Origin of the sequence: Sphingomonas sp. Leaf231 (assembly GCF_001421995.1) — a bacterium.
In the GTDB taxonomy this organism is placed as follows: Bacteria; Pseudomonadota; Alphaproteobacteria; order Sphingomonadales; family Sphingomonadaceae; genus Sphingomonas.
On sequence record NZ_LMLS01000005.1, the window covers coordinates 310333 to 324476 of the forward strand.

The following is a 14144-nucleotide window of genomic DNA, read 5'->3' on the forward strand; positions in this document are numbered from 1 at the left end:
GTCAAGCCATGGCTGCGAAGACGCGGGTCAATTGAACCGCCAGCCGATCACCTTCGATCAGCACCTGTCCTTCCGCCACGAGGTTGTCACCTGCGTAGATGCCGCTTGGCTCGGATTGACGGCAATGCAGCGGGATCATCGTGCCGCGGCTCATCTTCAGTACCTCGCGGATGGCGATATCCGCAGTGCCGACCACGACGGAGATGTCGACCGGAATGGACTTGATCATGACGAGAAAGCTCCCTTGCTCGACATAATTATAGGATGGCTGCGGGCGTGGACGACGCGCCCGGCATCTTTTGCCCTATAAAGAGGCTATCGATCAGACACGGGACTGGTTCAACATGGATCTCAAGGCATCTGTCGCCACATCCGCGACCGGTTTGCGCGCGCAGGCGCTGCGGATGCGGGTAATTGCGGAAAACCTGGCGAATTCGGATTCGCTCGGGCGGACGGCGGGCGGCGATCCCTATCGCCGCCGGGTGGCGACCTTCCGGTCGATCGTCGATCGCACGAGCGGCGCTACACAGGTGGCCGTGCGCTCGATCGTCGGCGACAAATCGGCATTCTCGCGCGTGTACGATCCCGGGAGTCCTGCGGCGGACGCCGCCGGCTATGTTCGGCGACCCAATGTGAACGGCCTGATCGAGACCGCGGACATGAAGGCGGCCCAGCGGTCGTACGAAGCCAATCTGAACGCGATCGAGGCGGCGCGAAGCATGACCATGCGCACCGTCGATCTGCTGCGCTGACAACAACGACAGGATAACGGACCATGGCAATCGAGATGATCAGCGGCGTCAGCGCCTACCAGCGCGCAGCCGCGACGACGTCGACTCCTTCGGTAGGGAGTATGGCTGCAGCGGACGGCGATCCGTCCGACTTCAGCAACATGGTTCAGTCGCTCGTGACCGACACCGCCACCAAACTTCAAAGCGCCGAGACAGCCGGTGCGCGGCAGGTCGCCGGGCAGGGTGACCTGATCGACGTCGTCACCGCGATCGGAGCGGCGGAAACCGCGCTGAACACGGTCGTCGCCGTGCGCGATCGGATGGTCGGCGCATATAACGAAATCATGCGTATGCAGGTCTGACGCCATGGATGCCGCCCAGGCTATGGAGGTGGCGCGCGCCGCCCTGCTACTGGTCGGCACGATCGCCGGCCCATTGTTGCTGACATCGCTGATCGTCGGCGTTGTGATCGGATTGTTGCAAGCGCTGACGCAGGTGCAGGAAATGACCCTGACATTCGTGCCGAAGATCCTGGCGATGGGCGCGGTGCTGCTGTTGACGATGCCGATGATCGGCCGCTCCATGTCGGTGTTCACCGCGCGGATCGCGGATCTGGTCATCGCGAGATGACGGCTTTGGCGGGGCTGCCGCCGGACGTGCTCGCGGCATTCCTGCCTCACGTCACGACGCTGCTCATCATATTCGCGCGGGTGGGCGCGGTGACGATGCTGCTTCCTGCCTTTTCCGACGACGCGATCCCGGGCCGTATCCGGCTGTTGTTCGGGGTGGGGCTGGCGATCGGATTGTCAGGGCTGCTCGGCCCGTCCGTCCGCACGATCACGGCATCGGTCGGCTTGCCCATCGCGATCATCGTCGCGGAGATCATGATCGGCCTTGCGATCGGCATGATCGTGCGCATGATGTTCCAGGCGGCGGCGATGGCAGGTGCGATCACCAGCATGCAGATCGGGCTATCGTCGGCACTGGTCTTCGATCCGGCGCAGTCCGGGCAGACTCCGATCCTGTCGCGCTTCGCGGCAACGGCAGCCGCGGTCGTCTGTCTCGCGCTCGATATCCACCATCTTTGGATAACGGCGATCATCGCATCGTACCGCGCCTTTCCGATCGGTGCGCTGCCGGATGCGGACGGGTTCGCCACGCTCGCGCTCATGGCGGCCGGGCAGGCGACCATGCTCGCCATCAGCCTGGCAGCGCCGATGATACTCTATGGCATTCTGTTCAATGTCGCTTTGGGCCTTGGGGCCAGAATGGCGCCGGCGCTGCAAGTGTTCTTCATCGCGCAACCGCTGAACATCCTGCTCGGCCTGACATTGTTCGCAACGACGATGGGGACGATGCTCACGGTGTTTACCGATACGATGGCAGCCTTTCTGCGTCAGGTCGGGTGGCATTGACCGATGGCTGACGATGGTCAGAAGACCGAAGAGCCGACCCAGCGCCGACTTGACGAGGCGCATCGCCGTGGCGAGGCACCATCGTCCGGAGAGGTTCGTCACGCGATGACCTTCGCGGCGGCCGCGCTCATCGTCGGCGGCCTGGGCGGCACGGCCGCGATGGCGATCGGCCGGGCTTCCACCCGGTTGTGGAAAGACGCAAACGATTTCACGATGGATGCGGCGGGCGCTCGCTCGTTGGCGACGGGCGTCGCCGCTCATCTCGCGCTGTCTCTGTGGCCGGTGATGGGCCTTCTCCTGGGATGTGCGGTGCTGGCAGGCGTGACGCAGGGACCGCCCAGCCTGAACTGGACGCGGATCGCCCCGAAATGGTCGAAGATATCGCCCTTCGCCGGTTGGAAACGTCTTTTCGCCACGCGTGCTTTGATCGAGTTCGTCAAGACGATCGCGAAGTTCATGCTGGTGGCGGGTGTCGCCTTGTGGTTCGCTTGGCCGCACGCGATCGCCTTCGACGGTCTGATCGGCGCGTCGCCCGGCCATCTCACGCGCGCGACGCAGGAGATTGTGCTGCGCGCCCTGAAAGCGATCGCGATCGCGGTCGGGGTGCTAGCCGTGGCGGACATGCTGTATCAGCGGCACGCCTTCATTCGGCGGCTGCGCATGACGTTCAAGGAACTCTACGACGAGATAAAGGACAGCGAGGGCGACCCCAAGATCAAGGCACGGGTGCGGGCCATCGGTCAGGAACGATCGCGACGGCGCATGATGGCGGCGGTGCCGAAGGCGGCGGTCATCATCACCAATCCGACCCATTATGCGGTCGCGCTGGAATATCGCCATGGCGAGATGGCCGCACCGGTCGTGGTCGCCAAGGGAGCCGACGCCGTGGCGCTGAGGATACGTACCTTAGCCGAAGCCGCCGGCGTGCCGATCGTCGAAAGCCCACCACTGGCGCGCGCACTTCATGCCAGCGCCGAGATCGACCGGCCGATCCCGATCGAGCATTATGCCGCGGTCGCGGAGATCATCGGCTACGTTCTGCGGCTGGCCCGGCAAACCGGCGGCGTCGCGAAATAGCGGTCGAGTGACGGGGCGGGATACACCTCGTCCTATAATGACATCATGCTTGGCATCATCCATTTCCGCCGGATCGCCCGCCCATTGCTGGTCGGGTCGATACTCTGTTCGGCAGCGGGGCCGCCGCTGCTCTGGTCAGCGCCCGCGGCAGCGCGCGTCACGACGCGCATCAAGGATATCGTTGATGTCGAGAACGTGCGGCCGAACCAGCTGGTGGGTTATGGCTTGGTGGTCGGCCTTGCCGGTACGGGCGACCGGGTTCGGAATGCGCCGTTCACCGAGGAGTCGATGCAGGCGATGCTCGAACGCCTCGGCGTCAACATCCGCGGCACCGTCATGCGGCCCCAGAACGTGGCAGCCGTGTCGGTGGTGGCAACGCTGCCCGCCTTCGCCCGCTCCGGTAGCCGGATCGATGTCCAGGTCGCATCGCTGGGTGACGCGACCAGCCTGCAAGGCGGGACGCTGATCGTCACGTCGCTGCGGGGACTGGACGGGGAGATCTACGCGGTGGCGCAGGGGCCGGTCGCGGTGTCGGGTTTCCGCGCGCAAGGGCAGGCCGCGCGCATCTCGCGCGGGGTCCCCACCTCCGCACGTATCGCGGCGGGCGCGATCGTCGAACGCGAAGTGGCCTATGCTCTTCAACAGGCTCCGACGCTGAAGCTGGCGTTGCGCAACCCCGATTTCACGACAGCATTCCGGATCGCCGCGGCAATCAACGATGCCGTTCCGAACGTCGCGGCGGTGCTGGACCCCAGTACGGTGCAGATCACGCCGCCGCTGAATGGACAATCGGCCATGGCGATCGTCGCCCAGATCGAGAATCTGCCGGTGGCCGTCGACCAGATGGCGCGTGTCGTCGTCAACGAAGCGGCGGGCACGGTCGTGATGGGTGCCGACGTGCGGATCAGCCCGGTGGCGATCGCGCAGGGTGGGCTGACGATCAGCGTGTCCGAAACGCCGCTCGCTTCCCAGCCGGGACCGTTTTCCAATGGCGAGACCGTGGTCGTGCCGCGCACGACGATCTCCGTCGATGACGGTGGCGGTGCCGCGCTCGCGACGATCGGCGGCGACGCCTCGCTCAAGGATCTCGTCAATGGTCTGAATACGCTTGGCGTCAGTCCGCGTGACCTGATCGGCATTCTTCAGGCGCTGCGCACTGCCGGTGCCCTGCAAGCCGACATAGAGGTGCAATGATGGCTTCCGCTCCGCCTGTCACCCCAACCGCGCCGGCGTCGCCGCCCTCGGCGCGCCCGACCCGTGCCGCCGCGAAGGAATTCGAAGCGATGTTCCTTGGCGAGATGATGAAACCGATGCTGGAGGCCGCACCGCGTCCGGATCAATTTTCCGGCGGGTCTGGCGAAGACATGTTCCGTGGCGTGCTCGCGGAGGAACTCGGCAAGGCAATGGCCGAACGCGGCGGTATCGGCCTGACGGTGCTCGTCGAGCGCCAGCTGGTCGCATTACAGGAAGGGTCGGGTCGATGATCGTCGAGATGGCGGATTTGGTGGCATCGCTAACGGTTGTCCTGAAGGACGAAGCCGAGTTGTTGCGCCGCAGGGCAGGCAACAACGAGCTGCGCGAGCTCGTTCAGCTCAAGCTGCGCCTCGTGGGTATGCTGGAACTCGCGATCGCGCAGCATGCCCGCGATGGGGGGGAATGGCTGACGTTCGAAGACGACGAAATGCGTCGCGATTTTCTGGAACTCGTCGAGGCGTTGAACGAAGCGGCAAACGCGAACGCCGCCATGCTGGAGCGCCAGCTTGAAATCACGACCGAGATGATCGCCGCGTTGGCGATGGAAGCCCGTCGCGTGGTAGGGCGGCGCGCCTCTACCTATCGGGTTCAGGGCGACATGACCCCCGCCGACATCGCGCCGCCGATATCGTTCAACGACCGGTTCTGATGATCGTCGCTAGAGGATGGCTGCGATGACCGCCGCAACGGACGAAGGGTCGATGTCGTCCAGCTTCACCTCTCGTTCGGAATTGCTGACGTACCCGACCATCCTTCCGTTGCGGTTGACCGACACCGCTACCAACCGGAAACCCTTCTCTTCCTCGGCAATCGCCAGTCCGCCCGGACCCGGAAACCGATCGGGATCGACGATCACGATCGCATTCGCAGGCATTCCGAGGCCAAGGGTGGGGCGGCAAATTCGCAAACCGTAGCTGGATGGACCGGCGTTGCTGGGCACTTCCACCTTCTGCTCATCGACCGCGACGCGAGCGATCAAACCGTCTGGGAGCGGCGTCCCGAACACCGGCACGACCCGTGGTTGCCGCAAGGACGTCGCGGGAGGTCCCGGCACCCTGGACCTTCGCTCCTCCCTGGGAGCAGGAGGACTGGATGCGCCGGCTGACAATTGCCGTCGGAGTTCCGCGATGCGGGCCGAGCTTTTGCCGATGCGGACGCGGGGGTGGAAGGCGGCGGCTATCGCGTCCACGAGCTGCCCTGCGCGTTGCAGAGCGGCGACCTTTGCGTGGAGTGCCGCGGTGTCCGACACGTCGAAGATGCCGCATAGCGCCGACATCGTGTCCGTATTCCACCGCGGCCACGGCTTCACGGCGTGCTCTATACGCGACAGCACGACAGGCGCGATTCCATAAAGGCGCTCGATCGCACCGATCGTCATCGCGGAATCGGCTTCGCGGCGTACGCGCAACGCGGCCGCCAAGGCGACGGACTGATGATCGACTTCCGGATCGACCGCCATCAACCCGGCATTTTCCGCCGCCCAGTCGGCGATATCGAACGACGGATCCGTAACGTCATGCAGGAGATCGAGCGGCGACACCCGCAACGCCGCAGCGATCTCGACCAACTCTTCCGTGCGGGCGAATATCTCGCCGCGCTCTATTTTGGAAAGACGGATGTACGGGATGTTCGGCACACGATCGGAAAGCTCCATCAGCGTTCCGATCGTCGCAGCCCGCCGGCATTCGCGAATCCGGTTGGGAAATACGAGCAGACGGTACGCGTCGATGGTCTGAACGAGGTCCAGCATACCGCTCCTTTCCTAAACGAGGCACGTTATAGGTTAGGAGTGAAGCGGACGTGAATAAAGCGTCTTTTCTGTCAGTGCAGGGTCGATCCCGTATGGGAGCCGCCCGGTCCGAGAGGGGCAGGCCGTTTGGCGGGCGTGCGAACGGTTGTCGGTGAGAGCGTGGGAGGCGGTGAAGCGCCAGACGCCCGTCCGGCCGCGGCGGCCATGATCGCGAAACGTGGATCACTGTCGACGATCGAAACCATCATTTTGGCAGCCCGCGTGCTGATCTGCCGTGCGCGTTCCTTGGTAAGCTCTTCGGCGGGCTCCGTTGAACGCGACGACGGACGGCTGAACAGGCGTTGTTCGACCAGGGCGCGGTTGCGCTGTACCCGTTCGTCAAGCTGGCGGATTTCATCGGGGTCGACGGCATTGATCTTCAGCCGCGGCTGACCGGTCGGGGCAGACGTGGCGTGTCTTGACGGCTTGCGCCGGCTCAATTGCTCCAGCCCGGCGCGACGAAGGTTGGCCATATAGCTGTCCAGCAACATCGTGATGGCATTGTCCGCCAGGTAGGACGACGCGCTCGCCTCTGTCAGGTAAACCGCCTCTGCATCTTCGATGAGAAACGCTGCCCCGGCCCCGTCCTCATCCGCCCCGCCGAAGGTCATCGCATCCAACGAAATCGTCGTGGCCGAGACCTTCCGCGCCGACGGGCGCTGGTCCGCCATCAGGCGAAATCGAAGTCCTTGTAGTTCCCCGCGGATCATCCAGTTGATGAAGGTGGTAAATTGAGCCTTGGCCGGATCGTAGCTATCCAGTGCCCGATGGAGGGCGATGGCGCAGACCTGTTCGGCGTCCTCCCGATGCGCCGTCAATCCATACTGACGGACGAAGTGACGGATGCGGGGGCCGAGCAGGGTCAGGATGCGCAAGAAGATGCGATCGATGTCGCGACGTTGGCGCGCGCTGGGTGGTGCGTCACTGCCTCGCAAGGCGAGCAATGCGCTCACAGCCGTTTCCATGGCTATTGTCGTCTTAGACATGATCCAGATCCCCGTAGGAGACGAATTTGCCTCCTTCCCGGGACCGGTTATGGGATTGTACATCCTATACAGGAATGAAGAGGGTTGGTTACCAGCCCGTTTAGGACGTTCGTTGCCGTCCGGCGACGGCAAATCGTTCCGGCCTGATATTCTCTGCCAGGTAGCTGAGAAGCCAGCGTTGATGGGCAGTAACGCTGTTCCCCGCCTGACTGATGCGTCGATCCGCCGCAGCCGAACCAATCTGTGCCGCCAATAATTTTCCGGCACGATCGGGGTCTAATCGACCGGTCAGGAACCGGATCGAGTCACTGGTGCCGAGATGGTGCGTGAGGTAGATGAGCTTCGCCAGGTCGCGGGGAGTGTCACCCAGCGTCAGTCCGGCCTTACGCATCGCCGCGATATTGGACGTAGCCAGATCTGCGATGGCATCGATCGACGTTCGCGGATCATAGCGCATTGCCAGGGCCGCCGAACGGGAAGAATCGGCGATCCTCCCGCTATCGGTCAACCATCCCTGGGCGTGTGCGATCGCGTTCAACGTGGTTCCGCTGCGTTGCGCCTCGCCCAGCCAGGTTCTGTTAAGGAATTGGCCCAGACCCGCCGCGGTGGAGCGCGGGTTCCGCGAATAAGGCAGCCACTCGCCGTTGACGTCCTTTGCCGCTTCCGCATCGATCAAGGCCGATAATGCCTCGGGCGGTATGCCTGTCCGGGTGGCCGCGGCGGCGATCAATTCGCCGAACGGCCGAGAAGACCCCGTCCGCATCGCTGGACCTTCTGAACGATGCGCATGAGCGTCCGAGGGGCCATCACCGCTTGGCGTGCGCGGCGGTTGCGGTATCGGTCGGGCGGGGAAGGCGTCGGGAACCACCCGCTCGAGCAGTTCGCTCAGCCCGAAAAAATTAGGTGCGTCGGCGGGACGCGTACCGGTATCTTGCGCGCCGGGCGCTGCATCGCTCCCCATCGCGGCCTGCCAGAGTTGCTCGTTGGCGGCGGACCGGACGTGCTGGAACAACAAGTGCGCGCGCGATGCCGTGGTCAGCGGCGCAGTGGGAGTCCGGACATCGATCCCGGCGACGGAGGTAACTGGCGCATTCATGAGCGTGATCGCGAACGATGATGGGTCGTTCCGGAAAGGTCGTCGAGCATCGCCTGTTCGGCGCACAAGGCGGCACGCACGGTTTCCGTTCTAAAGGTGCCTACCGCCTCCCGCGTGGCGCTGAGTTCCGAATAGGCGGTCATCGCCTCGTCCCGCAGACGCGAGACTTTTGCGTGCAGTGCCACTTGTTCGGCCTGCGCCGCGACGCGCCGCATCCGCGTCGCGCGCAAAAACGGAGCGGCATCGATCAGTGGATCGTTCATGCTGGTGGCCCGTGCCGCAAGTATTTCGGCGTCGATTGCGTGGCCGTGCTGAACCGCGCGGGTCAGGTGATCGAGTTCGACACCGATTGCGATCTGGATTTCGCCCACCACGCGATCCTGTATTCGCTCAAGGGCATCATACGGCGTTCGTGTCGGCATCGCTCTTATCCTTGTCCGCAGTATTCAGGATTGCATCCAGCCGCGCGAATGCCTCGGCCGTGATCCGACGGTCGTTCTTGCCCTGTGACAGCAACACCTCGATCTCCGGCGTCACTGCGACCGCACGATCAATGGCGGGGTTGGCGCCCGCCTTATACGCGCCAAGGCGGATCATCTCTTCCATGTCGCGGTAGATCGACAACTCGCGGCGGGCGGCAAGCCGCAGCATTTCCTCTTCGGGCGCATGGGCATGCGGCAGCATGCGCGAGAGCGAAGCGAGAACGTCCACCGCAGGATACCGGCCGCGCTCGGCGATCCGGCGGCTGAGCACGACATGGCCGTCGAGGGTGCCGCGTACGGCGTCGGCGATCGGTTCGTTATGATCGTCGCCATCGACAAGGACGGTGAAGACGCCGGTGATCGATCCGGAACCCCGCTCGCCCGGTCCGGCTCGTTCGAGCAGCCTTGGCAATTCGGCGAAGACGGTCGGTGTATAGCCGCGCGTCGCGGGCGGTTCGCCACTGGCCAGGCCGATCTCGCGCTGTGCGGTAGCGAAGCGGGTGACAGAGTCCATCAGACAGAGGACCCGCATGTTGCGATCGCGAAAATGCTCGGCGATGGCGAGCGTCGTCCAGGCCGCCTGCCGCCGCATCAGCGCCGTTTCGTCGGAGGTAGCGACGACCACGACGCTCCGCGACAGTCCCGCCGCGCCGAGATCGTCCTCGATGAACTCGGTAACCTCTCGACCGCGTTCTCCGATCAGACCGATGACGGCGACATCGCAGTCGGTCCATTTCGCCAGCATCGCCAGCATCGTCGACTTGCCGATCCCCGAGCCCGCAAAAAGACCAAGTCGCTGGCCGAGGCATAATGGTGCGAACATGTCGACGGCGGCGATGCCGGTTTCCAGCCGGCCGCCAACGCGGGCGCGGCGGGCGGCCGGCGGTGGAGCGGCCCTGATAGGCAGCGGCGTCGGGCCGAGCAGCAAGGGGCCTCGGTCATCGATCGGCCGCCCCAGACCGTCGAGTACCCTGCCGAGCCACGCCGGCGAAGGGCGCAGGGTCAATTGTCCCGCGGCCAGGACGGCCCGTGCGCCCGACGCCAGTCCCCGTGGTTCGTTGAAGGGCAGACATTGCGCGATGCCCCGGTCCAGACCGATGACTTCGGCATCGATCGCGTCGTCCGCATCGCCGATCGTCACCCGCGAGCCGATCCGCGCGGCGCCGGCCAGACCTTCGACCGCGACCAGCGCACCCTGGATCGACACCACCCGTCCGTAACGCAGCCCGACCGGGTACGCGCGCAACGCATCGGCGACCCCGGTCAGCGACATCATGGCAGCGGATCCTCGGCGGTATCCTGCCGGACCCGACCCAGAATTTCACCCTCATACTGGATCAGCTTCCGGCACTCGACCAACGCTTTATAGTATTTGGTGTCGCTGGCGTGCTCCATCACCGAAAAGCAGCAGCGCCGGATGTCGGGCCTTGCCAGCACAGCGTACAACTCACCTGCCAAGCCCGCGATGGTGACACGGTGGAAGTGCGCTCGCTCCGGTTCGATATAGGCCATCATGCAGGCGAAGTAGAGCCGGCGCGCAGGCGTATCGGCCTCTTCGGTCCGCATCACGTCCCGCCCGCGCAGCAGAGCGGTTTGCGTTTCGACATCGAAGCAACTCCGCCCGACGGACCGCAGCACAGCGCCGTTGACGATGATCCGTTCGCCGTCCGCCAAGCTAATCCGCAGCATTCTTCCCGTCCCACCCGTGATCGATACGTTATTATAGGATCGAAGCTGGCGCGACGTGGTGTTCGGCGACCCGCGGCATGATTTGCCTATGTTGGGCTTGTGCATCGCGTCTCCTACAATTCCTGCATGGTGAAGCCGGTTGTCGGAAAACCGGTGCCCACGAACACACGGGGAACTGTATGAGCCTTTATTCCGCTCTCTACGCCGGCATTTCCGGGCTGAGCGCCCAATCGGGTGCGATGGCGACGGTCGCCGACAACATCAACAACGTCAACACGGTCGGTTACAAGGGAACGAAGGCCGATTTCAGCAGTCTGGTGACCGGTTCCCGCATCAAGGGAACCTATGCCGCCGGCGCGGTGAACCTGGTTTCGCAGGCATTGATCTCAAAGGAAGGCGTGCTCACTTCGGGAACCCGAAGCACCGATTTGGGCATCGAGGGTTCCGGTTTCTTTGTCGTGCGCCCGCGTCCGGGAAGCCAGGAGGTCGCCTACACCCGCGCCGGCTCCTTCGTTCCCGACAAGAATGGCGACCTCTTCAACCAGGGCGGATATTACCTTCAGGGATGGCCGCTCGCCAAAGACGGTACGTTCGTCGATAGCGGCAGTATCGAGAGCATGAGGACGGTCAACGTCAGCGGCCTCGGCAGCGCGGCCGAACCAACGCGAAGCATCGGTTTGCAGATGAACCTGGACTCGCGTCAGGCGATCGCGCCAAATGCGGCCGCCTACACCCGCGGTGCAATGGCACGTGGAACTGTGCCGACGCAATTCTCGCGACCCATCGACGTCTACGACGCTCAGGGCGGCACGCATCAGGTGACATTCGGCTTCATCAAGACTGGAGCCAACAGCTGGAAGGGCGAGATCTACGTCACCCCTCCCACCGACGTTACGCAGCCGGGGGGCGTGCTGGCGTCGGGTAATGTCGTTTTCGACTCTTTCGGCAAGCTCGATCTCGCCGCATCCGACCCGGCCTTTTTCGCGGACCTGACGCCGACGTGGACCAACGGCGCCGGGACCGATCCTATCAAGCTGTCGGTGAACAAGGGCGCCAACGACAGCTGGACACAGATCGGCAGCGCTTCCGGCGTCGGCTCGAAGGCGATCGACGGTGGTATGCTGGGCAAGGTCAGCTCCGTCGCTTTCTCGAAGCAGGGCGTCGTGACCGCGGTGTACGAGAACGGTACGACCCGCGACATCTATCGCCTCCCGCTGGCGACGTTCCGCAATCCGGACGGCCTGCAGCGGCTCGGCGGCGACGCCTTCGCGGCGTCGCAGGATTCCGGCGCAGCGAACGCCAACGCCGCGGGGGCAGGCGGTGCTGGCGCAGTCGCAGGCGGTAAACTGGAGGCATCGACCACCGATCTGGCAGCGGAGTTCAGCGACATGATCCGCTTTCAGCGTGCGTACAGCGCGTCGTCCAAGATCATCACCACGGTCGACGACATGCTCCAGGAACTGAACAACCTGAAGCGCTGATCCTTCGGGATCAGTCGCCTTCACCGCAGCAAGGAGCGATCCGGTGTCTCTGAATCACATACTTAACGGCGCTCTCACCGGCCTGTCCGCCGCGCAGGCCGGGCTGCGGTCCGTTTCCAACAACATTACCAATGCACAAACCCCCGGCTATGCGCGGCAGCGCGCGGTGCAGACTTCCGCTGTCACTGCGGGTCGGACGACCGGCGTATCGATCAGCGAGCCGTCGCGCATCGCCGATCGATACCTGGCGGGCGCCGTCTACAGCCGCGGGGGGGAAGCGCAGCGTAACGCGCTGCTCGCGTCCTATCATGATCGGGTGCAGTCGATGTTCGGCAAGCCCGGCGCGCAATCGGGATTGCCGGCGCAAATCAACGCCGTCACGTCCGCCGCCGCCAAGATGACGGGCATGTCGGACCCGACCGAGGCCGTAGCGGGCTTTACGCAGTCCGTTGATGGAGCGATGGCTGCGTTGCGAACGATCGATGGCGAACTCGCCGTTATGGCTGAGGAAACGCGGTCGACGATCGATGCCTCTATTGTGCGGGTAAACGCCCTGGTGCGTCAGGTCCACGACTTGAACGAGGAGATCGCTCTTCGCACGTCGACCGGTGGGAACGCGAACGGACTGCTCGACCAGCGCCAGATCGCGGTAGAGGAATTGAGCGGACTGGTGCAGCTGAAGGTCATCGACCAGTCGGACGGTCGCGTGACGCTCGAAACCGCGACCGGTGCGGTGTTGCTGGACCGCCGGATGCGGCTGCTCGACAGCGCCGATGCGAGCGGAGCGATCGCCGTCCGCCTGATGACCGGCGATGCCAATGGGTCGGTCGCGACGGGTGACAAAATCGTATCGGCAGCTGTCGGCGGAAAGCTGGGCGGGCTTATCGAGGCGCGCGACAGCGTTCTGCCCGGCTTGTCCGACGAGTTGAACACGCTGTTCACGGGCATGGCGATATCGTTGAACGCGGTGTCCAATGCCGGGTCGGCGGTGCCGCCGCCCGCCGTGCTTCAGGGTCGCCCGAGCGGCCTGCGGACGACCGACAGGCTGGGCTTCACAGGAGCCACGACCTTTGCCGTCGTGGCGAGCGACGGCAAATTGATCCGCAAGACCCGCGTCGATCTGGGTGGGCTGGGCGCCGGTGCCACGGTGCAGGACGGCCTGGATGCGATCAACGCCGGCCTGGCAGGTGCGGCGACGGCCACGATGTCCGACGGCGTCCTGTCGCTTACGGCCGCGAACGCCGCCCAGGGTGTTGTCGTAGCGGATGATGCCGGCAACCGTAGCGACCGCGCCGGCGTGGGATTTTCACAATTCTTCGGCCTGAACGATCTGATACGGAGCGGTACGGCACCGCTGGCACCAACCGGCTTCAACGTCACCGATCCCCATGGTTTCGGACCGGGCGAGAGCGTCGGCATGGAAGTACGCGACACGGCGGGCAGGGTGCTCGCCCGGCATGCCCTGACCGGCGCGGGCGGTCCGACCACCGGTGCGTTGCTGGCCGAACTGAACGCCAGTCCGCTCGCCGCGCATGGCGCTTTCGCTCTCGACCGACAGGGGCACGTGACCTTCTCACCCGCGGCGGGGGCAAGCGCGGCGAAGGTGACGATCGTTGCGGACTCTACCGATCGGTTTGGCACCGGCCTGCGCTTCTCCGAATGGTCGGGGCTTTCGGCGCAGGCGGGAGGCTTGGCGGATAGCCGCATCGCGGCGGCGATGGCGGCGACGCCAAGCCGCGTCCCGCTGGCGCGGTTCGACGCTGCGGCATTAGTCGGTGCCAAGGCGCTGAGTGCCGGCGACACCCGCGGCACGACGGCCTTCGTGAGCCAGTTGAGCACGGTCGTCGACTTCACGGGTCGCGGCGCAAGTACGATCGCGGCGTTCGCCAACCGCCTGATCGGCGACGTCGGTGCCTCCGCTGCCGGCGCGAGTACGGCCAGCCAGGCAGCGAAGGCGCGCCTGAGCGACTCCGTCGTGCGGCGCGACAGCTTTGCCGGCGTCAACACCGACGAGGAACTGGCGCTGATGGTGGCGCTGAAGGGCAGCTACAACGCCTCCGCCCGCGTCGTGAGCGTCACTGCGCAAATGTACGACACGCTCATCAATATGATCGATTGAGGACCGGGAAGATGACCAGAATATC

General features: G+C 64.6%; 17 protein-coding genes. 10 read left to right on the forward strand and 7 right to left on the reverse strand.

All coding sequences use genetic code 11. The annotated features are described in order from the left end of the window. Position 1: 1 nt before the first annotated feature. Positions 2–229, reverse strand: a complete 228-nt coding sequence (locus ASE95_RS15865) for a FliM/FliN family flagellar motor switch protein (protein ID WP_056638420.1) — start codon at positions 227–229, stop codon at positions 2–4. A 115-nt stretch (positions 230–344) separates the two neighbouring features. Between ASE95_RS15865 and flgC the strand changes: the two genes are divergently transcribed. The 8 genes from flgC to ASE95_RS15905 all read left to right on the forward strand — a co-directional run bounded on the left by flgC (position 345) and on the right by ASE95_RS15905 (position 5126). Further along, complete coding sequence (gene flgC / locus ASE95_RS15870) at positions 345–752, forward strand: flagellar basal body rod protein FlgC (RefSeq protein ID WP_056638423.1); 408 nt, start codon at positions 345–347, stop codon at positions 750–752. Between the two features lie 35 nt (positions 753–787). Continuing rightward, entirely contained in the window at positions 788–1093 is a 306-nt protein-coding gene (locus ASE95_RS15875; protein ID WP_235528357.1) for a flagellar hook-basal body complex protein FliE, read from the forward strand. A gap of 4 nt (positions 1094–1097) precedes the next feature. Next, positions 1098–1361: a flagellar biosynthetic protein FliQ gene (locus ASE95_RS15880; protein WP_056638432.1), complete on the forward strand. Its 264-nt coding sequence runs from the start codon at positions 1098–1100 to the stop codon at positions 1359–1361. Next, positions 1358–2146: a flagellar biosynthetic protein FliR gene (gene fliR, locus ASE95_RS15885; RefSeq protein ID WP_056638436.1), complete on the forward strand. Its 789-nt coding sequence runs from the start codon at positions 1358–1360 to the stop codon at positions 2144–2146. Before ASE95_RS15880 ends, fliR begins: the two co-directional genes overlap by 4 nt. A 3-nt stretch (positions 2147–2149) precedes the next feature. Beyond that, a complete protein-coding gene (locus tag ASE95_RS15890; RefSeq protein WP_056638439.1) occupies positions 2150–3223 on the forward strand; it encodes an EscU/YscU/HrcU family type III secretion system export apparatus switch protein in 1074 nt (357 codons plus the stop codon). A gap of 45 nt (positions 3224–3268) precedes the next feature. After that, entirely contained in the window at positions 3269–4417 is a 1149-nt protein-coding gene (locus ASE95_RS15895) for a flagellar basal body P-ring protein FlgI (RefSeq protein WP_056638443.1), read from the forward strand. Between the two features lie 89 nt (positions 4418–4506). Beyond that, complete coding sequence (locus ASE95_RS15900; protein ID WP_235528358.1) at positions 4507–4707, forward strand: rod-binding protein; 201 nt, start codon at positions 4507–4509, stop codon at positions 4705–4707. Further along, positions 4704–5126 carry a hypothetical protein gene (locus tag ASE95_RS15905; RefSeq protein ID WP_056638446.1) on the forward strand — a complete coding sequence of 141 codons (423 nt, stop codon included), beginning with the start codon at positions 4704–4706 and terminating at the stop codon, positions 5124–5126. The genes ASE95_RS15900 and ASE95_RS15905 overlap by 4 nt, the downstream gene beginning before the upstream one ends. Before the next feature lie 9 nt (positions 5127–5135). Here ASE95_RS15905 and ASE95_RS15910 read toward each other — a convergent pair whose 3' ends face one another. The 6 genes from ASE95_RS15910 to ASE95_RS15935 all read right to left on the reverse strand — a co-directional run bounded on the left by ASE95_RS15910 (position 5136) and on the right by ASE95_RS15935 (position 10624). Beyond that, positions 5136–6227 (reverse strand): helix-turn-helix domain-containing protein, encoded by a 1092-nt coding sequence (locus tag ASE95_RS15910; RefSeq protein WP_056638450.1) that lies wholly within the window; start codon positions 6225–6227, stop codon positions 5136–5138. A 71-nt stretch (positions 6228–6298) separates the two neighbouring features. Beyond that, on the reverse strand, positions 6299–7219 hold the full coding sequence (locus ASE95_RS15915) for a sigma factor (RefSeq protein ID WP_235528359.1): 921 nt from the start codon (positions 7217–7219) through the stop codon (positions 6299–6301). Positions 7220–7352: 133 nt separating this feature from the next. After that, on the reverse strand, positions 7353–8348 hold the full coding sequence (locus ASE95_RS15920; RefSeq protein ID WP_056638453.1) for a hypothetical protein: 996 nt from the start codon (positions 8346–8348) through the stop codon (positions 7353–7355). Next, entirely contained in the window at positions 8345–8770 is a 426-nt protein-coding gene (locus tag ASE95_RS15925) for a hypothetical protein (protein ID WP_156348086.1), read from the reverse strand. The genes ASE95_RS15920 and ASE95_RS15925 overlap by 4 nt, the downstream gene beginning before the upstream one ends. Further along, the gene (gene fliI, locus ASE95_RS15930; RefSeq protein ID WP_056638459.1) at positions 8748–10106 is read right to left on the reverse strand and encodes a flagellar protein export ATPase FliI; all 1359 of its coding nucleotides are present in this window, start codon (positions 10104–10106) and stop codon (positions 8748–8750) included. The genes ASE95_RS15925 and fliI overlap by 23 nt, the downstream gene beginning before the upstream one ends. Then, positions 10103–10624, reverse strand: coding sequence for a flagellar biosynthesis repressor FlbT (locus tag ASE95_RS15935; RefSeq protein WP_235528360.1), 522 nt, complete (start codon positions 10622–10624; stop codon positions 10103–10105). The genes fliI and ASE95_RS15935 overlap by 4 nt, the downstream gene beginning before the upstream one ends. 74 nt (positions 10625–10698) lie before the next feature. On the opposite strand from ASE95_RS15935, the gene ASE95_RS15940 reads away from it, so the two are divergent. Continuing rightward, positions 10699–12000 carry a flagellar hook protein FlgE gene (locus ASE95_RS15940; RefSeq protein ID WP_056638465.1) on the forward strand — a complete coding sequence of 434 codons (1302 nt, stop codon included), beginning with the start codon at positions 10699–10701 and terminating at the stop codon, positions 11998–12000. A gap of 43 nt (positions 12001–12043) precedes the next feature. After that, the gene (flgK, locus tag ASE95_RS15945; protein ID WP_235528362.1) at positions 12044–14119 is read left to right on the forward strand and encodes a flagellar hook-associated protein FlgK; all 2076 of its coding nucleotides are present in this window, start codon (positions 12044–12046) and stop codon (positions 14117–14119) included. The last annotated feature ends 25 nt before the right edge of the window (positions 14120–14144 follow it).

Bases quoted from the DNA above. Each gene is read 5' to 3' on its own strand.
- ASE95_RS15940 (WP_056638465.1), top strand. From the start codon at position 10,699: ATGAGCCTTTATTCCGCTCTCTACGCCGGCATTTCCGGGCTGAGCGCC.
- ASE95_RS15935 (WP_235528360.1), bottom strand. From the start codon at position 10,624: ATGCACAAGCCCAACATAGGCAAATCATGCCGCGGGTCGCCGAACACC.
- ASE95_RS15865 (WP_056638420.1), bottom strand. From the start codon at position 229: ATGATCAAGTCCATTCCGGTCGACATCTCCGTCGTGGTCGGCACTGCG.
- flgC (WP_056638423.1), top strand. From the start codon at position 345: ATGGATCTCAAGGCATCTGTCGCCACATCCGCGACCGGTTTGCGCGCG.
- ASE95_RS15920 (WP_056638453.1), bottom strand. From the start codon at position 8,348: ATGAATGCGCCAGTTACCTCCGTCGCCGGGATCGATGTCCGGACTCCC.
- ASE95_RS15905 (WP_056638446.1), top strand. From the start codon at position 4,704: ATGATCGTCGAGATGGCGGATTTGGTGGCATCGCTAACGGTTGTCCTG.
- ASE95_RS15910 (WP_056638450.1), bottom strand. From the start codon at position 6,227: ATGCTGGACCTCGTTCAGACCATCGACGCGTACCGTCTGCTCGTATTT.
- ASE95_RS15925 (WP_156348086.1), bottom strand. From the start codon at position 8,770: ATGCCGACACGAACGCCGTATGATGCCCTTGAGCGAATACAGGATCGC.
- ASE95_RS15875 (WP_235528357.1), top strand. From the start codon at position 788: ATGATCAGCGGCGTCAGCGCCTACCAGCGCGCAGCCGCGACGACGTCG.
- ASE95_RS15900 (WP_235528358.1), top strand. From the start codon at position 4,507: ATGTTCCTTGGCGAGATGATGAAACCGATGCTGGAGGCCGCACCGCGT.
- fliI (WP_056638459.1), bottom strand. From the start codon at position 10,106: ATGATGTCGCTGACCGGGGTCGCCGATGCGTTGCGCGCGTACCCGGTC.
- fliR (WP_056638436.1), top strand. From the start codon at position 1,358: ATGACGGCTTTGGCGGGGCTGCCGCCGGACGTGCTCGCGGCATTCCTG.
- ASE95_RS15895 (WP_056638443.1), top strand. From the start codon at position 3,269: ATGCTTGGCATCATCCATTTCCGCCGGATCGCCCGCCCATTGCTGGTC.
- ASE95_RS15880 (WP_056638432.1), top strand. From the start codon at position 1,098: ATGGATGCCGCCCAGGCTATGGAGGTGGCGCGCGCCGCCCTGCTACTG.
- ASE95_RS15890 (WP_056638439.1), top strand. From the start codon at position 2,150: ATGGCTGACGATGGTCAGAAGACCGAAGAGCCGACCCAGCGCCGACTT.